We start from the raw sequence: 17007 nt of genomic DNA, 5'->3' as shown, positions 1-17007 counted from the left end.
CGGGCAGGGAAGTGCGAGGGTCACAGGCCGTGTCTTCCTGGTGTGCGCCATTGTTACGCGTGTCGCCGGTTGTGTCCGTGAACCAGCGTTTTGGACCTCGCCTTGGATCCCGGATTTGGCTTTTCTTCTCCTTTCCGGGTCCCGCTGTCATCCTCTCCACCGCAGTCCAACTGCCGTTCCCTTTGCCGATCCGCTTGCCATGATTCGCGCCGCTCCGTCCGCTTCCTCCATGCCGCTCGCCTCCAACGCCGCGAACCGGGCTCGATGCGCACGCACGGCGGCGCTCGCCGCATTGCGCGAAACCGATCCAGTCGCAAAGACGGCCGCCACCCGTGCGCTGTACGCCGCCGTGCTCGACGGCAGCCTCGCATGCTCACCGGACCTCGAACTCGAAGAGCCGGCCGGCCTGCCGGGCCGTCCGGAGCGGCCCGAACTGGTCGAGCCGCGCAAGTTGGGGCGACGCAGCATGCAATCGCCGCAAGGGCGCGCCGTTCTGCTGCACGCGCTCGCGCACATCGAATTCAACGCGATCAACCTCGCGCTCGACGCCGTGTGGCGCTTCACGGGCATGCCCGCCGACTTCTACGCGGACTGGCTCAAGGTTGCCGCAGAGGAGGCGTATCACTTCTCGCTGCTCGTCGCGCGCCTCGCGGAATACGACCACGTCTACGGCGATTTCCCCGCGCACGATGGCCTGTGGAACATGTGCGAGCGCACGCGTGGCGACGTGCTGGCGCGCATGGCGCTGGTGCCGCGCACGCTGGAAGCGCGCGGCCTCGACGCCTCGCCGCCGATCCGCGCGCGGCTGCAACAAGCGGGCGATCAGGCGTCCGCGGCGATTCTCGACGTGATCCTACGCGACGAAATCGGCCACGTACTGATCGGCAATCGCTGGTTCCGTTACTTGTGCGACGAGGGTGGCCTCGATCCGCACGAGACTTACACGCGTCTCGCCGACCAGTATCACGCACCGAAACTACGCGGCCCGTTCAATTTCGAGGCGCGCCGCGACGCGGGTTTCGATGAAGCGGAACTGGCCGCGCTGGCGGGCCTCGACGCTCCCGCGCCTGTTGCGCCCGCAGAGGACGACTGACGGAGCGACCCGTTCCCCAATCGGCCGACGCCGCGCCGGCTATCTCACTATAATCGAACGACCATTCTTTTCCGGGTGCGCCGTTCATGACTCTCTCCCAATCCGAATTCATCGCCGTGCGCGGCATCCGTCTGCATGTGCGACGCTGGGGCAGTCCGCGTGCGCCCATGCTGTTCATGCTGCACGGCTGGATGGACGTGGCGGCGTCCTTCCAGTTCGTCGTCGATGCGCTCGGCGGCGACTGGCAGGTGATCGCGCCGGACATGCGCGGCTTCGGCCTGTCCGACTGGCCGGTGGCGGAGCATGGCGGCGGCAACTACTGGATTCCTGACTATCTCGCCGATCTGGACGCATTGCTCGACCACTATGCGCCAACCGGCGAAGTGAATCTGGTCGGCCACAGCATGGGCGCGAACATCGCGTGCATCTATGCGGGCGTGCGGCCGGAGCGGGTGCGGCGCGTGGTCGACCTCGAAGGCTTCGGTCTCGCACCGTCGCACCCGGCGCAAGCGCCGGGCCGGCTGCGTCACTGGCTCGACGAGTTGCGCGATCCGCCGCATTTGAAGCGCTACGCGTCGCTCGACGAGGTCGCAGGGCGGCTGATCAAGACCAACCCGCGGCTCGATCCGCGGCGCGCGCGGTTTCTCGCGCAGCACTGGTCGAAGCCGGACGCCGAAGGGCGCTTCGTGCTGCTCGCCGATCCGGCGCACAAGCTGCGCGGTCCGACGCTGTACCGCCTCGACGAAGTCATGGCCGTCTGGCGCAAGGTCAGCGCCAAAGTGCTGCACGTTGAAGCCGCCAATTCGCCGACGCTCGCGCAGATCGCCGGCGACATTCCGCTCGACGAGTTCAAGGCGCGCTTTCAGGCTTTCCCGGACTGGCGCGAGAAGATCATCGACGAAGCGGGGCACATGGTGCATCACGACCAGCCGGAGCAGGTGGCTGCGCTGATCGAAGGGTTTTGCGCGTAGACGCCTCCAAAAATCCGGGGGATGAGGCCCGGCGGCGCGAGATAGCTCCGCGTTCACTTACTGCGTTGCAGTAAAATGAGCGCTGAACTTTTTCAAGACACTGATGAACGCCGACCTCCACTGCCACTCCACTGTCTCCGACGGCCAGTTCGCGCCGGCCGACGTCGCGCGCCGCGCGCACGCGGGCGGTGTGACGCTGTGGGCCTTGACCGACCACGACGAACTGGGCGGCCAGCAAGAGGCGCGCAGCGCGGCGGAAGCGCTCGGCATGGGCTATCTGAGCGGTGTGGAAATTTCGGTTACGTGGGCCTCGCGCACGGTGCATATCGTCGGGCTCGGCATCGACCCCACCAGTTCGGTTCTGATCGACGGTCTCGCGCGCACCCGCAACGGCCGCGCCGCGCGTGCCGAGGCGATCGGCGAACAGTTGGCCACGCTCGGCATTCCCGACGCCTACCAGGGCGCGCTCAAGTACGTGTCGAATCCGGACATGATTTCGCGCACGCATTTCGCGCGCTTCATGGTCGAAAGCGGCTACGCCAGTTCCACGCAAGACGTGTTCACCCGTATTCTCGGCGACGGCAAGCCCGGCTATGTGCCGCATCGCTGGGCCAAACTGGCCGACGCGGTCGGCTGGATTCGGGCCGCGGGCGGCGAGGCGGTCATTGCGCACCCGGGCCGCTACGATTATTCGCCGGTCGAATTCGACGCGTTTTTCGCCGAATTCATCGATCTGGGCGGCAAGGCGATCGAGGTGGTGACGGGCAGTCATACGCCCGATCAATACCGCGAATATGCGGATGTCGCGCGCCGTTTCGGCTTCGAGGCGTCGCGCGGCTCCGATTTCCACGCACCCGGCGAAGGCCGCGTCGACCTCGGCACGCTGCCGCCGCTGCCTTCCGATCTCAAGCCCGTCTGGGAACGCTGGCTGTGATCGCGCGCCGTGCCGCGGCGGCACGATACGCGCGAAAGCCGGCCGCCCCTGGCGCGTGCTTTCGTCCGCTTGTTCGTCCGCTTCTCTGTCCGCTTCTCTGTCTGCTTCGCATCCGGTTTCCGTTCGCAGTCATCCGTAGCCATGGTTAGTCATCATGTCCCAATACTTTCGGCTTCATCCTGACAACCCGCAGCCGCGGCTCGTCAAGCAGGCCGTGCAGATCATCAACGATGGCGGCGTGGTCGCGTTGCCGACGGATTCGAGCTACGCGCTCGCCTGCCATCTCGACGACAAGAACGCGGTCGAGCGCCTGCGGCGCATTCGCGGGCTCGACGAAAAGCAGTTGCTGTCGCTGCTGGTGCGCGACCTCTCGGAGCTGGCGAATTTCGCGATGGTCGACAACCGGCAGTACCGGCTGATCAAATCGGTGACGCCGGGTCCCTACGTTTTCGTCTTGCAGGCCACCAAGGAAGTGCCGCGGCGCTTGTCGCATCCGTCGCGCAAGACCATCGGCCTGCGGGTGCCCGAGCACGCGATCACGCTGGCGATTCTCGAGGAGCTCGGTCAGCCGCTGCTCGGCTCCACGCTGATCATGCCGGGCGAAACGCAGCCGCTGAACGACCCGGAGGACATTCGCGCGCGGCTGGAAAAACAACTGGATCTGGTAATCGACGGCGGCCCGTGCGTGTGCGAACCGTCCACGGTGATCGATCTGAGCGGCGCCGAACCGGTGCTGGTGCGAGCCGGGCGCGGTTCTCTCGCGCCATTCGGTCTCGAAGAAACGGCATGAACGAAAGCGGACAGACGCACGCAACCGCGTTGTTACAATAGCGAGATATGGATTCTTCCCTGATACAGACCATTGCGGTGTACGCGCTGCCGGTGATTTTCGCGATCACGCTGCACGAAGCCGCCCATGGTTACGTCGCGCGCTGGCTCGGCGACAATACCGCGTACGTGCTCGGCCGCGTCTCCATCAATCCGATGCGGCACATCGACCCGCTCGGCACGATCGCGATTCCCCTGCTGTTGTACTTCGCCACCAGTGGCGCCTTCATGTTCGGTTACGCGAAGCCCGTGCCGGTCGCCTTCGGCAACTTGCGCAATCCGCGCTGGGGCAGCCTGTGGGTGGCGGCGGCGGGTCCAGGGTGCAATTTCGTGCAGGCGCTGATCTGGGGCCTGTTCGGCGTCGCGCTCGCGGTGCTGAGCGTCGAGGAGCCGTTTCTCACGCGCATGGCGGGCGCGGGCGTCGGCGTGAACCTCGTGCTCGGCGTGCTCAACCTGTTTCCGCTGCCGCCGCTCGACGGCGGCCGCGTGCTGATGGCGCTGTTGCCGCCGCGGCAATCGATCGCGCTGTCGCGCCTCGAGCCTTACGGTTTTTTCATCGTAATGGCGCTGGTGATGACGGGCACGCTGACGCGTTACTGGTTGAGCCCGCTCGTCACGATCGGCTACGCTGCGATTACCGCAATTCTGACTCCACTCGTTTCGCTTTTTTAAATAACCATGTTCCCAGACCGTATCTTCTCCGGCATGCGGCCCACCGGGTCACTGCACCTCGGCCACTATCACGGCGTGCTGAAAAACTGGGTGCGGCTGCAGTCCGAATACCCGTGTTTCTTCTGCGTGGTCGACTGGCACGCGCTGACGACGCACTACGAAACGCCCGAAGTGATCGAAAAAAACGTCTGGGACGTGCTGATCGACTGGCTCGCCTCCGGCATCGATCCGGCGCAGGCCACGCTGTTCATCCAGAGCAAGGTGCCCGAGCACGCGGAACTGGCGCTGCTGCTCGGCATGAGCACGCCGCTCGGCTGGCTCGAACGCGTGCCGACCTACAAGGAACAGATGGAGAAGCTGAAGGACAAGGACCTGTCCACGTACGGCTTCCTCGGCTATCCGGTGCTGATGGCGGCGGACATTCTGCTGTACCGCGGCTCGCTCGTGCCGGTCGGTGAAGATCAGGTGCCGCATGTCGAAATGACGCGTGAAATCGCGCGCCGTTTCAACTACCTGTACGGCCGTGAGCCGGGCTTCGAGGAAAAGGCCAGCGAAGCGGCGAAGAAGCTCGGCGGCAAGCGCGCGAAACTGTATCACGAGTTGCGCAATGCCTACCAGCAGGAAGGCGACGACGAAGCGCTCGAACAGGCGCGCGCAATGTTGCAGGAGTCGCAGAGCCTGTCGATGAACGACCGCGAGCGGCTGTTCGGCTACCTCGAAGGGTCGCGCAAGATCATCCTCGTCGAGCCGCAGGCCATGCTCACGGAGGCGTCGCGCATGCCGGGTCTCGACGGCCAGAAAATGTCGAAGTCATACGGCAATACGATCGGCCTGCGCGAAGACGCGGAAACGATCACGAAAAAAGTCCGCACCATGCCGACCGACCCGGCGCGCGTGCGCCGCACCGATCCGGGCGATCCGGACAAATGCCCGGTGTGGCAACTGCACCAGGTCTACACGGACGAAGCCACGCACGAGTGGGTGCAGAAGGGCTGCCGGACGGCCGGCATCGGTTGTCTCGAGTGCAAGCAGCCGGTGATCGAAGGCATCCTGCGCGAACAGCAGCCCATGCTCGAACGCGCGCAGAAGTACATGGACGATCCGTCGCTGTTGCGCGCGATCGTCGCCGACGGCTGCGACAAGGCCCGCAAGTTCGCCACCGAAACGATGCGCGACGTGCGGGAAGCGATGGGTCTGTCATACAACTGAGCGGCGGGTGCAAGCGATGAATACGCCGGCCGTCTCGCCGCCATCGCACGGAAACGGCGAGCCGTCACAGTGGGTGCGCCATTGGGCGCACCTGATCGCGGCGGGCGGCGCCGTGCTGGACGTGGCATCGGGAGCCGGGCGGCATGCGCGCTTTTTTGCGTCGCGGGGTCATCCGGTGACGGCGATCGACCGCGACGCAGTGGCGCTCGACACGATGCGCGACGAGCCGCTCATCACGACGTTCGCCGCCGACCTCGAGGCTGCCGCATGGCCTTTGTCGGACGACGCGAAGTTCGCCGCTGTCGTCGTGACGAACTACCTGCATCGGCCGCTTTTTCCGCAGCTTCTGAACTTGCTCGCGCCCGGCGGCGTACTGGTTTACGAGACCTTCGCGCAAGGAAACGAAAGCATCGGCAAGCCCTCTAATCCCGCGTTCCTGCTCGCGCCCGGCGAACTGCTCGATGTGGTCCGGGGCCGCCTGCGGGTGGTCGCGTTTCAAGATGGTTTTCTCGCGCAGCCGCGCCCGGCTTACGTCCAGCGGATTTGCGCAATTCTCGAAGCGGAGCGCTCAGTCGACACCGCGCAGGCGGCACCCCCGCCTTGTTACGAGTTGGCTGGCTAATCCGCTACAATCGCGGTTTACCTGATCAAATTCATGGCGTTTCATGACTAACGGCAACCAGAGCGGCAATACAGGCAGCAACGACGGGGTCCGGATTCGCGGCAGCATTCCCGCCATCATCACCCCCATGCTTGAAGACGGCAGCCTCGATCTGCCGGCGTTTCGCAAACTGATCGACTGGCATATCGCGGAGGGCACGAATGCGCTGGTCGTGGTCGGCACGAGCGGCGAATCGGCCACGCTATCGGTCGAGGAACACGTGCTGATGGTCAAGACGGCGGTCGAGCACACGGCGGGCCGGATTCCGGTGATCGCGGGCTCGGGCGGCAACTCCACCACCGAGGCGATCGAACTCACGCAGCAGGCGAGGGAAGTGGGTGCGGACGCCACGCTGCAAGTCGTGCCGTACTACAACAAGCCGACCCAGGAAGGCATCTATCGCCACTTCACGAAGATCGCGGAAACCGTCGATCTGCCGGTGATCCTGTACAACGTGCCCGGCCGCACCGTTGCGGATATGAGCAACGAAACCATCCTGCGTTGCGCGCAGGTGCCGGGCATCATCGGCGTGAAGGAAGCGACCGGCAACATCGATCGCGCCGCGCATCTGATCAAGTCGGCGCCCGCGCACTTCGGCATCTACAGCGGCGACGATCCCACCGCGATCGCGTTGATGCTGCTCGGCGGCCACGGCAATATTTCGGTCACCGCGAACGTCGCGCCGCGCGCGATGAGCGAACTGTGCAAGGCCGCGCTTGCCGCGGACGCCAGGACCGCCCGAGAGATTCATCTCAAACTCCTGTCGCTGCATAAGAACCTGTTCATCGAATCGAATCCGATTCCCGCGAAATGGGCGCTGCAGCAACTGGGTCGTGTGCAGGGCGGAATCCGCCTGCCGCTCACGCCGCTCGACGCGCAATACCACGAAGCGGTGCGCGGCGCGCTGCGCGAAGCGGGCCTGCTGGGCTAAGCGGACCCACTGCGGCACCCATCAGCGCTAACGAAAGCCTGCCACCGGCATCCCCTTAACCGACGTCGATCCAGCCCACGTTCCCGGCACACAGAACCAGGCACCGCGTTCCAGCATCACGAAGGACCTCATGAAACGTTCCGCACTTTCCCTCCACGCAACCCGCATGGCGGCGCTGGCGCTTGCCCTCACGACGCTCGCCGGCTGTGACACGCTGAACGACTGGTTCGCTTCCGACCGCGTCAACTACAAGGGCGCGGGCAGCGCGCCGCCGCTCGCCGTTCCGGGCGACCTCACCACCACGCCGACCGATCAGCGCTATGTCGCGCCGCCCGCCAATCTGGCACTGGGCGGTGCCACGAAACGCGCGATCACCGCGGCGGGCAACGCCACCGAAGGGCAACCCACCGCGCAAGACCCGTTCGGCATGCACATCGAGCGCGACGGCGACCGCCGCTGGCTGGTGGTCGACGGCCGCTCGCCGGAACAACTGTGGTCGCAGTTGCAGGAGTTCTGGCAGGAAAACGGCTTCGCGCTGAAAACCGACGCGCCGGCCACCGGCATCCTGGTGACCGACTGGGCTGAAAATCGCGCCAATATTCCGGACGACTGGTTCCGCCGCACGGTGGGCAAGGTCATCGACTTCGCGTATTCGTCGGGCACCCGCGACAGCTTCCGCACGCTCGTGTCGCGCGGTGCGTCCGACACCACGGACATCTCGATCACGCATAGCGCGATGGAAGAAATGCTGACGGGCCAGGACAAGACGTCGTCGCGCTGGGAAGAGCGTCCGCGCGATCCCGCGCTGGAGGCGCTGTTCCTCACCAAGCTGATGCAGAAATTCGGCCTGACCGAAGCGCAATCGAAGCAACTGCTGACCGATGCGCGTCCGGCTACCGCGCCGGCCAAAATCGACAAGACCGCGGGCGCGTCGACGCTCGATCTGCAGGAATCGTTCGACCGTGCATGGCTGCGCGTGGGCCTTGCACTCGACCGCACCAACTTCACCGTCGACAACCGCGACCGCGCAAAGGGGATCTACTACGTGCGTTACGCGGATTCGATGCAGGAACTGAAGAAGGAGGGGCTGTTCGGCAAGCTGTTCTACAGCGGCAGTTCGTCGAAGAAGCCGGGTCAGGAATTCCTCGTCAACGTGCGCTCCAAGGGCGACAGCGTGACGCAGGTCGCGGTGCTGGACGCGAACGGACAAGTGGACAACTCGTCCGACGCGCAACGCATCGTGACGCTGCTGCACGCGCAACTGAATTAAGCGGGCCGTGAGGTTCGCGAGTCTTGGCAGCGGCAGTGAAGGGAATGCGTTGCTGGTCGAAGCGCGCAGCGGCGCAACCACCACGCGCGTGTTGCTCGACTGCGGCTTCTCGGCCAAGGAAGTCGAGCGGCGTTTGGCGCGGCTCGGCGCGAGCGCTGAGGCCCTCGACGCCATTCTCATCACGCACGAACACAGCGACCACATCGGCAGCGCGCTGACACTGGCGCGCAAGTGGTCGATTCCGCTGTACATGAGCTGGGGCACCGCCCGCGCAGTGGGCGCGGACGAAGCCGATGTCGACCTGCAGGTGCTGTGGGGCGACGAGGCGGTGGCAATCGGCGACCTCGGGATCCTCCCTTACACCGTTCCGCACGACGCCCGGGAGCCGCTGCAGTATGTGTTCTCGAACGGCGCCAGCCGGCTCGGCGTGCTGACGGATGTCGGCACTTCGACGCCGCATATCAGTTCGGTGCTGAGCGGCTGCGACGCGCTCGTGCTCGAGTGTAATCACGATCTGCGAATGCTGGCGGGCAGCCGCTATCCGCAATCGCTGAAGGCGCGAATCGGCGGCAATCACGGGCATTTGAACAACGACGCGGCGGCGGAGATTCTGGCGTCGCTCGACCGGTCGCGCTTGCGTCACCTGGTAGCCGCGCATCTGAGCCAGCAAAACAACTTACCGGAACTGGCACGAGCCGCGATGGCGGGTGTGCTGGGCTCGGAGCCCGTCGAAGTGGTGGTGGCTTCGCAGGACGAAGGCTTTGCGTGGCTGAGTTTGTGACGCGCATCTGAGCCGCGTGCGGACGCTGCATTGAAAAAGCCCATAACGATCGCTCGTTATGGGCTTTTTTCCAAGGCGGGCGTTTTGGGCGCCGCGCCTCGAATCATCTTTAGTTGCGGTTGCCGCCGAAAATACCAAGCAGCGCCAGCAGGTTGACGAACACGTTGTAAAGATCCAGGTAGATCGCGAGCGCAGCGGTGATGTAGTTCGTTTCACCACCGTTCACGACGCGCTGCACGTCGAACAGCATGTAGGCCGAGAAGATCACGATGGCCATGACCGAAACCGTCAGCATCAAGGCCGGCAGATGCAGGAACACGTTCGCGACCGAAGCGAGCAGCAGCACGATCACGCCCATGAAGAGCCACTTGCCGAGACCAGAGAAGTCGCGCTTGCTGACTGTGGCGATCGTTGCCATCGAGGCAAAGATCACACCAGTGCCACCAAAGGCGAGCATGATCAGCGACGGCCCATTCGAGAAACCGAGCACGAAGCCGAGGATGCGCGACAGCATCAGGCCCATGAAGAACGTGAAGCCGAGCAGCACAAAGACGCCGACAGCGCTGTCTTTGGTCTTCTCGATGGCGAACATGAAGCCGAAGGCGATCGCGAAGAACGCCAGCATGCTCATGGCGGGGCTGGTGGCGGCGAACAGCGAGAAACCGGTAGCGAGGCCAACCCACGCGCCCAGCACTGTCGGAATCATGGACAGCGCCAGCAGCCAGTAGGTGTTCCGTAGCACGCGGTTACGCGTTTCGACTGTGCTGACCGCGCCAGTGCGGCCAAAGCTATACGGATGTTCGTTCATGGTCTCTCCTTACGTCAGAAGCGTGTTGCGTAGTGGTTGTACAGCGGGTGTACCGAATCGTGCAGCGCCTGCCGGATTTCGCCGCCGGTCGCGCGGTATTCATTCCTAAGATTGGCGCGGTGGCGAGGAGTTTCAATGGCCTCGAAATCTCCAACAAGGCCTACGCTATCAGCATTCCGGAACTCCTGCTTGCAGCCTTTCAATGCTGTAAGGGTTCAATCGCAATCATACATGGGAACATGCTACAATAGCGGATTCATTTGAATCTGTAACCTCTTAATTTTTTGGAGTTTTTATGGCGATCGAACGCACTCTGTCGATTATCAAGCCGGACGCAGTGGCCAAGAACGTGATCGGCCAGATCTACAGCCGTTTCGAAAACGCAGGCCTGAAGATCGTGGCTTCGCGCATGGTCCACCTGTCGCGCGCCGACGCGGAGAAGTTCTACGCTGTGCACGCCGCACGCCCGTTCTTCAAGGATCTGGTCGAGTTCATGATCTCGGGTCCGGTGGTCGTGCAAGTGTTGGAAGGCGAAAACGCCGTCCTGAAGCACCGTGATCTGATGGGCGCGACCGACCCGAAGAAGGCGGAAAAGGGCACGATCCGTGCTGACTTCGCCGACAGCATCGACGCTAACGCGGTGCACGGTTCAGACGCCGCTGAAACGGCTGCGGTCGAGATCGCGTTCTTCTTCCCGCAAGTAAACGTCTACTCGCGTTGATGCAGATTTGCGCCGTGCGATCCGTGCAGCCGGTTTGGATTAATCGCACGAATCGCCTGGCAAAGTAGTAAGGTAAAAGCAGCAGGAATGGGCGCGAACGGCATTGCGTTCATGCAGCTTGTTGCATGAACGCAGTCTCGCACTGAAATGGCAGGATTCGACATGACGAGCAGTCCCACCGTCAACCTTCTCGACCTAGACGCCCAAGGGCTTGTCGCCTATTGCGACAGTCTGGGCGAGAAGCCGTTTCGCGCCAAGCAATTGCAGCGCTGGATTCACCAATACAACGCTGCCGATTTCGACGGCATGACCGATCTGGCGAAGTCCTTGCGCGAAAAGCTCAAGGGGCGCGCCACGATCTCGATGCCGGGCATCGTCAGCGACCATATTTCGACCGACGGTACACGCAAGTGGCTGATCGACGTCGGCAACAGCAATGCGGTCGAAACCGTTTTCATCCCCGAGGAAACGCGCGGTACGCTGTGCGTGTCGTCGCAAGCGGGGTGCGCGGTCAATTGCCGTTTCTGTTCGACCGGCAAACAGGGGTTCTCCCGCAATCTCACCACCGGCGAAATCATCGGCCAGTTGCGCATGGCTGAATTTGCGCTGCGTGCGTCGCGCGGCACGGCAGGCGGCCGGGCCACGGGCGGCGACGGCAAGGGCGAGCGTGTCGTCACGAACGTCGTGATGATGGGCATGGGCGAGCCGCTGCTCAATTACGACGCGGTGGTGCCCGCCATGCGCCTGATGCTCGACGACAACGCATACGGTCTGTCGCGTCGGCGCGTCACGTTGTCGACCTCGGGCGTGGTGCCGATGATGGACCGTCTCGGCGCCGATCTGCCGGTGGCGCTCGCAGTCTCGCTGCATGCGCCTAGCGATCCGCTGCGCGACATGCTGGTGCCGCTCAACAAGAAGTATCCGCTGCGCGAACTGATGGCGGCTTGCCAGCGCTATCTGAAAGTCGCGCCGCGCGATTTCATTACGTTTGAATATTGCATGCTCGACGGCGTGAACGACAGCGAGGCGCAAGCGCGCGAACTGCTGGCCGTGACGCGCGACGTGCCGTGCAAATTCAACCTGATTCCGTTTAATCCGTTTCCGGAGTCGGGCCTCATCCGCTCGAAGCCGGAACAGATCAAGCGGTTTGCACAAGTGTTGATGGACGCGGGCGTCGTCACCACGGTGCGTAAGACACGCGGCGATGATATCGACGCTGCCTGCGGTCAGTTGGCCGGTGCGGTGAAAGATCGCACGCGTCTTGCTGAGCGCACCGGGAAGGCGGCAAAGGTCATCGAGGTTCGCGCCGTGTAATCGTGTCGGCGGGCAGGCGCCAGCGCTCAGTGGAAAGTTCCACGAGTGCGCGAAAGTCCTGATCGTCAGTCACGGTTGAAAAGAAAGTTTGCAGAAGCGATCGGAAGCGGCACATGGGGCCGCACATTTTGTTATAAACGGTCTGCGATTCGGGCGAGAGGCTTTAGCCCGTCCGGGCGCACAAGTGAAAAAGAATCGACGCTAAAGGATTTGGGATGAGTGAGCCGCAGCACCCGCAGCCGCACGACACAGACATGAACGAAGCCCATCCGGCGCCGGTCGCTCGGACGGTGGCACAGCCTGCGGTGCAACCGGGCCTGGATTCGTTGGCGGCGGTGGGCGCGCGCTTGACCCAGTTGCGCGAATCGAAAGGCTGGACGATCGAAGATGTATCGGCGCGTCTGAAAGTGTCCGCCGCCAAACTGCGCGCGCTCGAATCGGGTGACATCAGCCATCTGCCGGATACGACCTTCGCGCTCGGCGTGGTGCGCAGCTACGCGAAGATGCTCGGTGCCGATCCCACACCGTTTACGCAGGTTTTGCGCCGCGAGAAAGGCGTGCCTGCGCCGGATCTGTCGATGCCGGCGTCGTCTGGCAAGGATTTGCCGCGCGGCCGGGTGTCGTTATCGCTCGGCGGTGGCGGGCAAAAGAGCCGCTCGTGGCTGTGGGGCGTGGCGGCGGTGGTCGTCGCGGTGATTGCGCTCGCCATGTGGCATACCAATGGGGGCGATTCGTCGGCGTGGCTCGCGCGCTTGAAGGCCAGCGCGAACGGCGCCGCCGGTGGCGTGACCGGTGCATCGGGCGCGGTGGCGCAAGGCCAGCCGGCGGGTTCGGAGGCAACGGCGGAAGAGCCTGCAGTCGCGCCGCAAACGCAGGTCGCGGCGGAGAGCGCTGCGTCGGCCACGCCGATGCCCGCGCCGCTGACAACCGGCACGACGGCGTCTTCCGTGCCGCCCGTTACGGCAACAGCGGCGCCGCCAAAGGTGGCTTCGCAGGCTCAAGCGGCGGTTGCGCCGAGCGCAAGCGCACCGGCCGCGGCCGTCGCGAACGCGTCGATGGCAGCGGCGGTGCCTGCGGGCGCTGCGCTAGTCGCGCTGCGCGTGACGCAAGACAGTTGGTTCAGCGTGCGCGGCCAGGATGGCAAGGAAGTATTCTCTGGCATCGTGCGCGCGGGCGACAGGAAGGAAGTGACGGGCGTGCCCCCTTTCAAGGTCACGGTCGGCAACAAGGCGGGTCTTGAGTCGTTGACACTCGACGGTCAGCCGGTCGATCCGTCGAAGTACGCGGCGGCCAAGGGAAATGTGGCGCGTTTCGCGCTGCCTTGACAGATACGGTATACGCCGCGGCCAACAGGCCTGCGGCGCTTTTTCAATTCAGGCGCGACGTCTTTTGCGTGGCGCATGCGGCGTAAATGGGTCTTTCGATGCAATCCGAAGCTCAATCCCAATCCAGTAGCAAGATAGTTTCGAACGAACCGGTGTTCGGCGGCCAGGCGGCGCGGCGCAAGTCGCACGCGGTGGACGTCCGTTGGGGCGGCCAGCTCGTCACAATCGGCGGCGATGCGCCGGTGCGTATCCAGTCGATGACCAATACGGACACCGCTGACGCTATCGGCACCGCGATCCAGATCAAGGAGCTGGCGCAAGCCGGTTCCGAACTGGTGCGCATCACCGTGAACACGCCAGAAGCAGCTGCGGCCGTGCCGGCCGTGCGCGAGCAGCTCGACCGCATGGGCGTGTCCGTGCCGCTCGTCGGCGATTTTCACTACAACGGTCATTTGCTGCTGCGCGATTACCCGGCGTGCGCGGAGTCGCTGTCGAAATACCGTATCAATCCGGGCAACGTCGGTCACGGCGCGAAACGCGATACGCAGTTCGCGCAGATGATCGAAGCGGCGGTGAAGTACGACAAGCCGGTGCGTATCGGCGTCAACTGGGGCAGTCTCGATCAGGACCTGCTCGCGAAGATGATGGACGAAAACGCCGCGCGCTCAACGCCGTGGGAAGCGCAGAGCGTGATGTACGAAGCGCTGATCCAGTCGGCGATCGGTTCCGCCGAGCGCGCGGTCGAACTCGGTCTCGCGCGCAACAAGATCATTCTGTCGTGCAAGGTCAGCGGCGTGCAGGATCTGATCGCCGTGTACCGCGAACTCGCGCGCCGTTGCGAATTCGCATTGCATCTCGGCCTGACCGAAGCGGGCATGGGTTCGAAAGGCATCGTGGCGTCGACGGCGGCGTTGTCCGTGTTGCTGCAGCAAGGCATCGGCGACACGATCCGCATTTCGCTGACGCCTGAACCGGGCGCGTCGCGCACGGGCGAAGTGATCGTCGGCCAGGAAATTTTGCAGACAATGGGACTGCGTTCGTTCACGCCGATGGTGATCGCGTGCCCCGGTTGCGGCCGGACCACGAGCACGCTGTTCCAGGAATTGGCGTCGCAAATCCAGACTTATCTGCGCACGCAGATGCCGGTGTGGCGCGACCAATATCCTGGCGTCGAAAAGATGCACGTCGCGGTGATGGGCTGCATCGTCAACGGACCGGGCGAATCGAAGCAGGCGAACATCGGCATCAGTTTGCCGGGGTCGGGCGAAAATCCGGCCGCGCCGGTGTTCATCGACGGCGAGAAGGTCAAGACGCTGCGCGGCGAGAACATCGCGCAAGAATTCCAGCAAATCGTGAGTGACTACGTCGAGCGCCGCTACGGTCGTGTGGAAGCAGGTCGCGCCGAAGCACTCAATTAAACATCGTCGAACGAATACAGATGACTGAACAGAAGAAAAAGCTCGACAAGCTGTCCGGCGTGAAGGGTATGAACGACATCCTTCCGCAGGAAGCCGGGCTGTGGGAATTTTTCGAAACGACCGTCAAATCGTTGCTGCGTTCGTACGGATATCAGAATATCCGTACCCCGATCATCGAGCATACGCAGTTGTTCAAGCGCGGTATCGGTGAAGTGACCGATATCGTCGAAAAAGAGATGTACAGCTTTACCGACGCATTGAACGGCGAAAATCTGACAATGCGCCCGGAGAACACTGCGGCGGTCGTACGCGCGGCGATCGAACACAACATGCTGTACGACGGGCCGAAGCGTCTGTGGTACATCGGCCCGATGTTCCGTCACGAGCGTCCGCAGCGCGGCCGCTATCGCCAGTTCCACCAGGTAGGCGTGGAAGCCTTGGGCTTTGCCGGTCCGGACGCCGACGCCGAAATCATCATGATGTGCCAACGCCTGTGGGACGACCTCGGCCTGATGGGCATCAAGCTCGAAATCAATTCGCTGGGTCTCGCCGAAGAACGCGCCGCACATCGCGTTGAATTGATCGCGTACCTCGAAAAGCACATGAACGTGCTGGACGAAGACGCGAAGCGTCGTCTCTATACGAACCCGCTGCGCGTGCTGGACACGAAGAATCCGGCCATGCAGGAAGTCGCTCGGAACGCGCCGAAGCTGATCGATTTTCTCGGCGAGGAATCGCGCGCGCACTTCGAAGGTCTGCAGCGCATTCTGAAGGCGAACAACATTCCGTTCACGATCAATCCGCGTCTCGTGCGCGGTCTCGATTATTACAATCTGACCGTGTTCGAATGGGTCACCGACAAACTCGGCGCACAAGGCACCGTGGCGGCGGGCGGCCGTTATGATCCGCTGATCGAACAGCTCGGCGGCAAGGCGACGGCCGCGTGCGGCTGGGCGATGGGTATCGAGCGCATTCTCGAATTGCTGAAGGAAGAAGACCTCGTGCCGGAAGACGAAGGTTGCGACGTGTACGTGGTCCATCAGGGCGACGCGGCACGCGAGCAGGCCTTCATCATCGCCGAGCGTCTGCGCGATACGGGTCTGGACGTGATCCTGCATTGCAGCGCCGACGGTCAAACGGCCAGCTTCAAATCGCAGATGAAGCGTGCCGACGCGAGCGGCGCGGCCTTCGCTGTGGTGCTCGGCGAAGACGAGATCGCCAACGGCACGGTCGGCGTGAAACCGCTGCGCGATACCAATGCTAGCGGCGGTAAAAACGAGCAACATAACGTGCCGGCCGAAGACTTGACCGAATTTCTAATCAATGCGATGGTTGCAACCGCCGAAGACGGCGACGACTGATCGCGATGTCGTTGGGCCCTGGCTCGACACGCACACGTTTCAAGAAAGAGGAAATCGCCGGGCGATGAGTTACCACGACGAACAAGAATCGATTGAAGGTCTGAAAGCATGGTGGGCGCAGTGGGGCAATGCAACCACCTGGATCGTGCTGGTGGCGCTGGTTGCCGCAGCCGGCTGGAACGGCTGGAATTTCTGGCAGCGGCGCCAGGCGGCGGAAGCAGCGGTGCTGTATGACCAGGTGCAGCAAGCCGTGGCGTCGGGCGACAAGGCGAAGATCACGCGCGTCGCCGCCGACATGGAAGACAAGTTCAGCCGCACCGCGTATGCGCAGATGACCGCGCTGGGCGCCGCCAAGGCACTGTACGCAGCGGGCGACCAGGCGGCTGCGAAAGCGCAACTGCAATGGGTAGTCGATCATGCGAAGGACGAGGAGTTCAAGCAGATCGCCAAGCTGCGTCTCGCTTCGCTCCTGCTCGACGAGAAGGCTTACGACCAGGGTCTCGCGTTGCTCGCCGAACCGCAGTCCGACGCCTTCAAGGGCATCGTGGCGAACGGCCGCGGTGACCTGCTCGCGGCGCAAGGCAAGCGCGACGATGCGCGTGCCGCCTACAAGCTCGCGCTCGACTCGTTGTCAAAGACCGATAGCTCGGCACGTCAGTTGATTCAGTTCAAGCTGGACGCGCTGGGCGGCTGAACGCCGCGTGCAGCGC

17 protein-coding genes are annotated in these 17007 nt (G+C 63.6%); 16 read left to right on the top strand and 1 reads right to left on the bottom strand.

The genetic code is table 11. The features are described 5' to 3' along the window. Positions 1 to 199 precede the first annotated feature (199 nt). From ACTJLC_RS02160 to ACTJLC_RS02115, 10 genes are all read left to right on the top strand, one after another. A complete protein-coding gene (locus ACTJLC_RS02160; RefSeq protein WP_310129147.1) occupies positions 200 to 1093 on the top strand; it encodes a ferritin-like domain-containing protein in 894 nt (297 codons plus the stop codon). Between the two features lie 86 nt (positions 1094 to 1179). Next, the gene (locus ACTJLC_RS02155) at positions 1180 to 2064 is read left to right on the top strand and encodes an alpha/beta fold hydrolase (protein WP_310129145.1); all 885 of its coding nucleotides are present in this window, start codon (positions 1180 to 1182) and stop codon (positions 2062 to 2064) included. 103 nt (positions 2065 to 2167) lie between these two features. Then, positions 2168 to 2998 (top strand): 3',5'-nucleoside bisphosphate phosphatase, encoded by an 831-nt coding sequence (locus ACTJLC_RS02150; RefSeq protein ID WP_310129143.1) that lies wholly within the window; start codon positions 2168 to 2170, stop codon positions 2996 to 2998. Positions 2999 to 3152: 154 nt separating this feature from the next. Beyond that, positions 3153 to 3788, top strand: a complete 636-nt coding sequence (locus ACTJLC_RS02145; protein ID WP_073427579.1) for an L-threonylcarbamoyladenylate synthase — start codon at positions 3153 to 3155, stop codon at positions 3786 to 3788. A gap of 47 nt (positions 3789 to 3835) precedes the next feature. Then, positions 3836 to 4498, top strand: coding sequence for a site-2 protease family protein (locus ACTJLC_RS02140; RefSeq protein WP_083083371.1), 663 nt, complete (start codon positions 3836 to 3838; stop codon positions 4496 to 4498). 6 nt (positions 4499 to 4504) lie between these two features. Next, complete coding sequence (locus ACTJLC_RS02135; RefSeq protein ID WP_073427581.1) at positions 4505 to 5707, top strand: tryptophan--tRNA ligase; 1203 nt, start codon at positions 4505 to 4507, stop codon at positions 5705 to 5707. Positions 5708 to 5723: 16 nt separating this feature from the next. Beyond that, a complete protein-coding gene (locus ACTJLC_RS02130) occupies positions 5724 to 6329 on the top strand; it encodes a class I SAM-dependent methyltransferase (RefSeq protein WP_310129141.1) in 606 nt (201 codons plus the stop codon). A 43-nt stretch (positions 6330 to 6372) separates the two neighbouring features. Continuing rightward, a complete protein-coding gene (gene dapA / locus ACTJLC_RS02125; RefSeq protein ID WP_073427582.1) occupies positions 6373 to 7299 on the top strand; it encodes a 4-hydroxy-tetrahydrodipicolinate synthase in 927 nt (308 codons plus the stop codon). A 130-nt stretch (positions 7300 to 7429) separates the two neighbouring features. Then, positions 7430 to 8569: an outer membrane protein assembly factor BamC gene (gene bamC / locus ACTJLC_RS02120; protein WP_073427583.1), complete on the top strand. Its 1140-nt coding sequence runs from the start codon at positions 7430 to 7432 to the stop codon at positions 8567 to 8569. Between the two features lie 7 nt (positions 8570 to 8576). Beyond that, positions 8577 to 9350 carry an MBL fold metallo-hydrolase gene (locus tag ACTJLC_RS02115; RefSeq protein ID WP_310119938.1) on the top strand — a complete coding sequence of 258 codons (774 nt, stop codon included), beginning with the start codon at positions 8577 to 8579 and terminating at the stop codon, positions 9348 to 9350. A 109-nt stretch (positions 9351 to 9459) separates the two neighbouring features. Here ACTJLC_RS02115 and ACTJLC_RS02110 read toward each other — a convergent pair whose 3' ends face one another. Beyond that, the gene (locus tag ACTJLC_RS02110; protein ID WP_073427585.1) at positions 9460 to 10158 is read right to left on the bottom strand and encodes a Bax inhibitor-1/YccA family protein; all 699 of its coding nucleotides are present in this window, start codon (positions 10156 to 10158) and stop codon (positions 9460 to 9462) included. 295 nt (positions 10159 to 10453) lie between these two features. Here ACTJLC_RS02110 and ndk point away from each other — a divergent pair, with 295 nt between their 5' ends. The 6 genes from ndk (at position 10454) to ACTJLC_RS02080 (ending at position 16991) form a co-directional block, all read left to right on the top strand. Further along, the gene (gene ndk / locus ACTJLC_RS02105) at positions 10454 to 10879 is read left to right on the top strand and encodes a nucleoside-diphosphate kinase (RefSeq protein ID WP_006051306.1); all 426 of its coding nucleotides are present in this window, start codon (positions 10454 to 10456) and stop codon (positions 10877 to 10879) included. A gap of 162 nt (positions 10880 to 11041) precedes the next feature. Beyond that, positions 11042 to 12193 carry a 23S rRNA (adenine(2503)-C(2))-methyltransferase RlmN gene (gene rlmN, locus ACTJLC_RS02100; RefSeq protein ID WP_073427703.1) on the top strand — a complete coding sequence of 384 codons (1152 nt, stop codon included), beginning with the start codon at positions 11042 to 11044 and terminating at the stop codon, positions 12191 to 12193. A gap of 215 nt (positions 12194 to 12408) precedes the next feature. After that, entirely contained in the window at positions 12409 to 13518 is a 1110-nt protein-coding gene (locus tag ACTJLC_RS02095) for a helix-turn-helix domain-containing protein (RefSeq protein WP_310129138.1), read from the top strand. Between the two features lie 86 nt (positions 13519 to 13604). Continuing rightward, positions 13605 to 14936, top strand: coding sequence for a flavodoxin-dependent (E)-4-hydroxy-3-methylbut-2-enyl-diphosphate synthase (gene ispG / locus ACTJLC_RS02090; RefSeq protein ID WP_244744333.1), 1332 nt, complete (start codon positions 13605 to 13607; stop codon positions 14934 to 14936). Positions 14937 to 14956: 20 nt separating this feature from the next. Then, positions 14957 to 16297 (top strand): histidine--tRNA ligase, encoded by a 1341-nt coding sequence (gene hisS, locus ACTJLC_RS02085; protein WP_310129136.1) that lies wholly within the window; start codon positions 14957 to 14959, stop codon positions 16295 to 16297. A 64-nt stretch (positions 16298 to 16361) separates the two neighbouring features. Continuing rightward, complete coding sequence (locus ACTJLC_RS02080) at positions 16362 to 16991, top strand: YfgM family protein (protein WP_073427590.1); 630 nt, start codon at positions 16362 to 16364, stop codon at positions 16989 to 16991. Positions 16992 to 17007 lie beyond the last annotated feature (16 nt).

It is taken from the genome of Paraburkholderia sp. 22099, assembly GCF_052045835.1.
Classification (GTDB): Bacteria; Pseudomonadota; Gammaproteobacteria; order Burkholderiales; family Burkholderiaceae; genus Paraburkholderia; species Paraburkholderia terricola.
The sequence above is the reverse complement of the archived record's forward strand: the minus strand, read 5'-3'. Positions and strand labels throughout refer to the sequence as shown.

Coding starts and splice junctions, on each gene's coding strand:
- bamC (WP_073427583.1), top strand. CDS start 7,430: ATGAAACGTTCCGCACTTTCCCTCCACGCAACCCGCATGGCGGCGCTG.
- ndk (WP_006051306.1), top strand. CDS start 10,454: ATGGCGATCGAACGCACTCTGTCGATTATCAAGCCGGACGCAGTGGCC.
- ACTJLC_RS02095 (WP_310129138.1), top strand. CDS start 12,409: ATGAGTGAGCCGCAGCACCCGCAGCCGCACGACACAGACATGAACGAA.
- hisS (WP_310129136.1), top strand. CDS start 14,957: ATGACTGAACAGAAGAAAAAGCTCGACAAGCTGTCCGGCGTGAAGGGT.
- ACTJLC_RS02155 (WP_310129145.1), top strand. CDS start 1,180: ATGACTCTCTCCCAATCCGAATTCATCGCCGTGCGCGGCATCCGTCTG.
- rlmN (WP_073427703.1), top strand. CDS start 11,042: ATGACGAGCAGTCCCACCGTCAACCTTCTCGACCTAGACGCCCAAGGG.
- ACTJLC_RS02145 (WP_073427579.1), top strand. CDS start 3,153: ATGTCCCAATACTTTCGGCTTCATCCTGACAACCCGCAGCCGCGGCTC.
- dapA (WP_073427582.1), top strand. CDS start 6,373: ATGACTAACGGCAACCAGAGCGGCAATACAGGCAGCAACGACGGGGTC.
- ACTJLC_RS02140 (WP_083083371.1), top strand. CDS start 3,836: ATGGATTCTTCCCTGATACAGACCATTGCGGTGTACGCGCTGCCGGTG.
- ACTJLC_RS02150 (WP_310129143.1), top strand. CDS start 2,168: ATGAACGCCGACCTCCACTGCCACTCCACTGTCTCCGACGGCCAGTTC.
- ispG (WP_244744333.1), top strand. CDS start 13,605: ATGGGTCTTTCGATGCAATCCGAAGCTCAATCCCAATCCAGTAGCAAG.
- ACTJLC_RS02110 (WP_073427585.1), bottom strand. CDS start 10,158: ATGAACGAACATCCGTATAGCTTTGGCCGCACTGGCGCGGTCAGCACA.
- ACTJLC_RS02080 (WP_073427590.1), top strand. CDS start 16,362: ATGAGTTACCACGACGAACAAGAATCGATTGAAGGTCTGAAAGCATGG.
- ACTJLC_RS02130 (WP_310129141.1), top strand. CDS start 5,724: ATGAATACGCCGGCCGTCTCGCCGCCATCGCACGGAAACGGCGAGCCG.
- ACTJLC_RS02160 (WP_310129147.1), top strand. CDS start 200: ATGATTCGCGCCGCTCCGTCCGCTTCCTCCATGCCGCTCGCCTCCAAC.
- ACTJLC_RS02135 (WP_073427581.1), top strand. CDS start 4,505: ATGTTCCCAGACCGTATCTTCTCCGGCATGCGGCCCACCGGGTCACTG.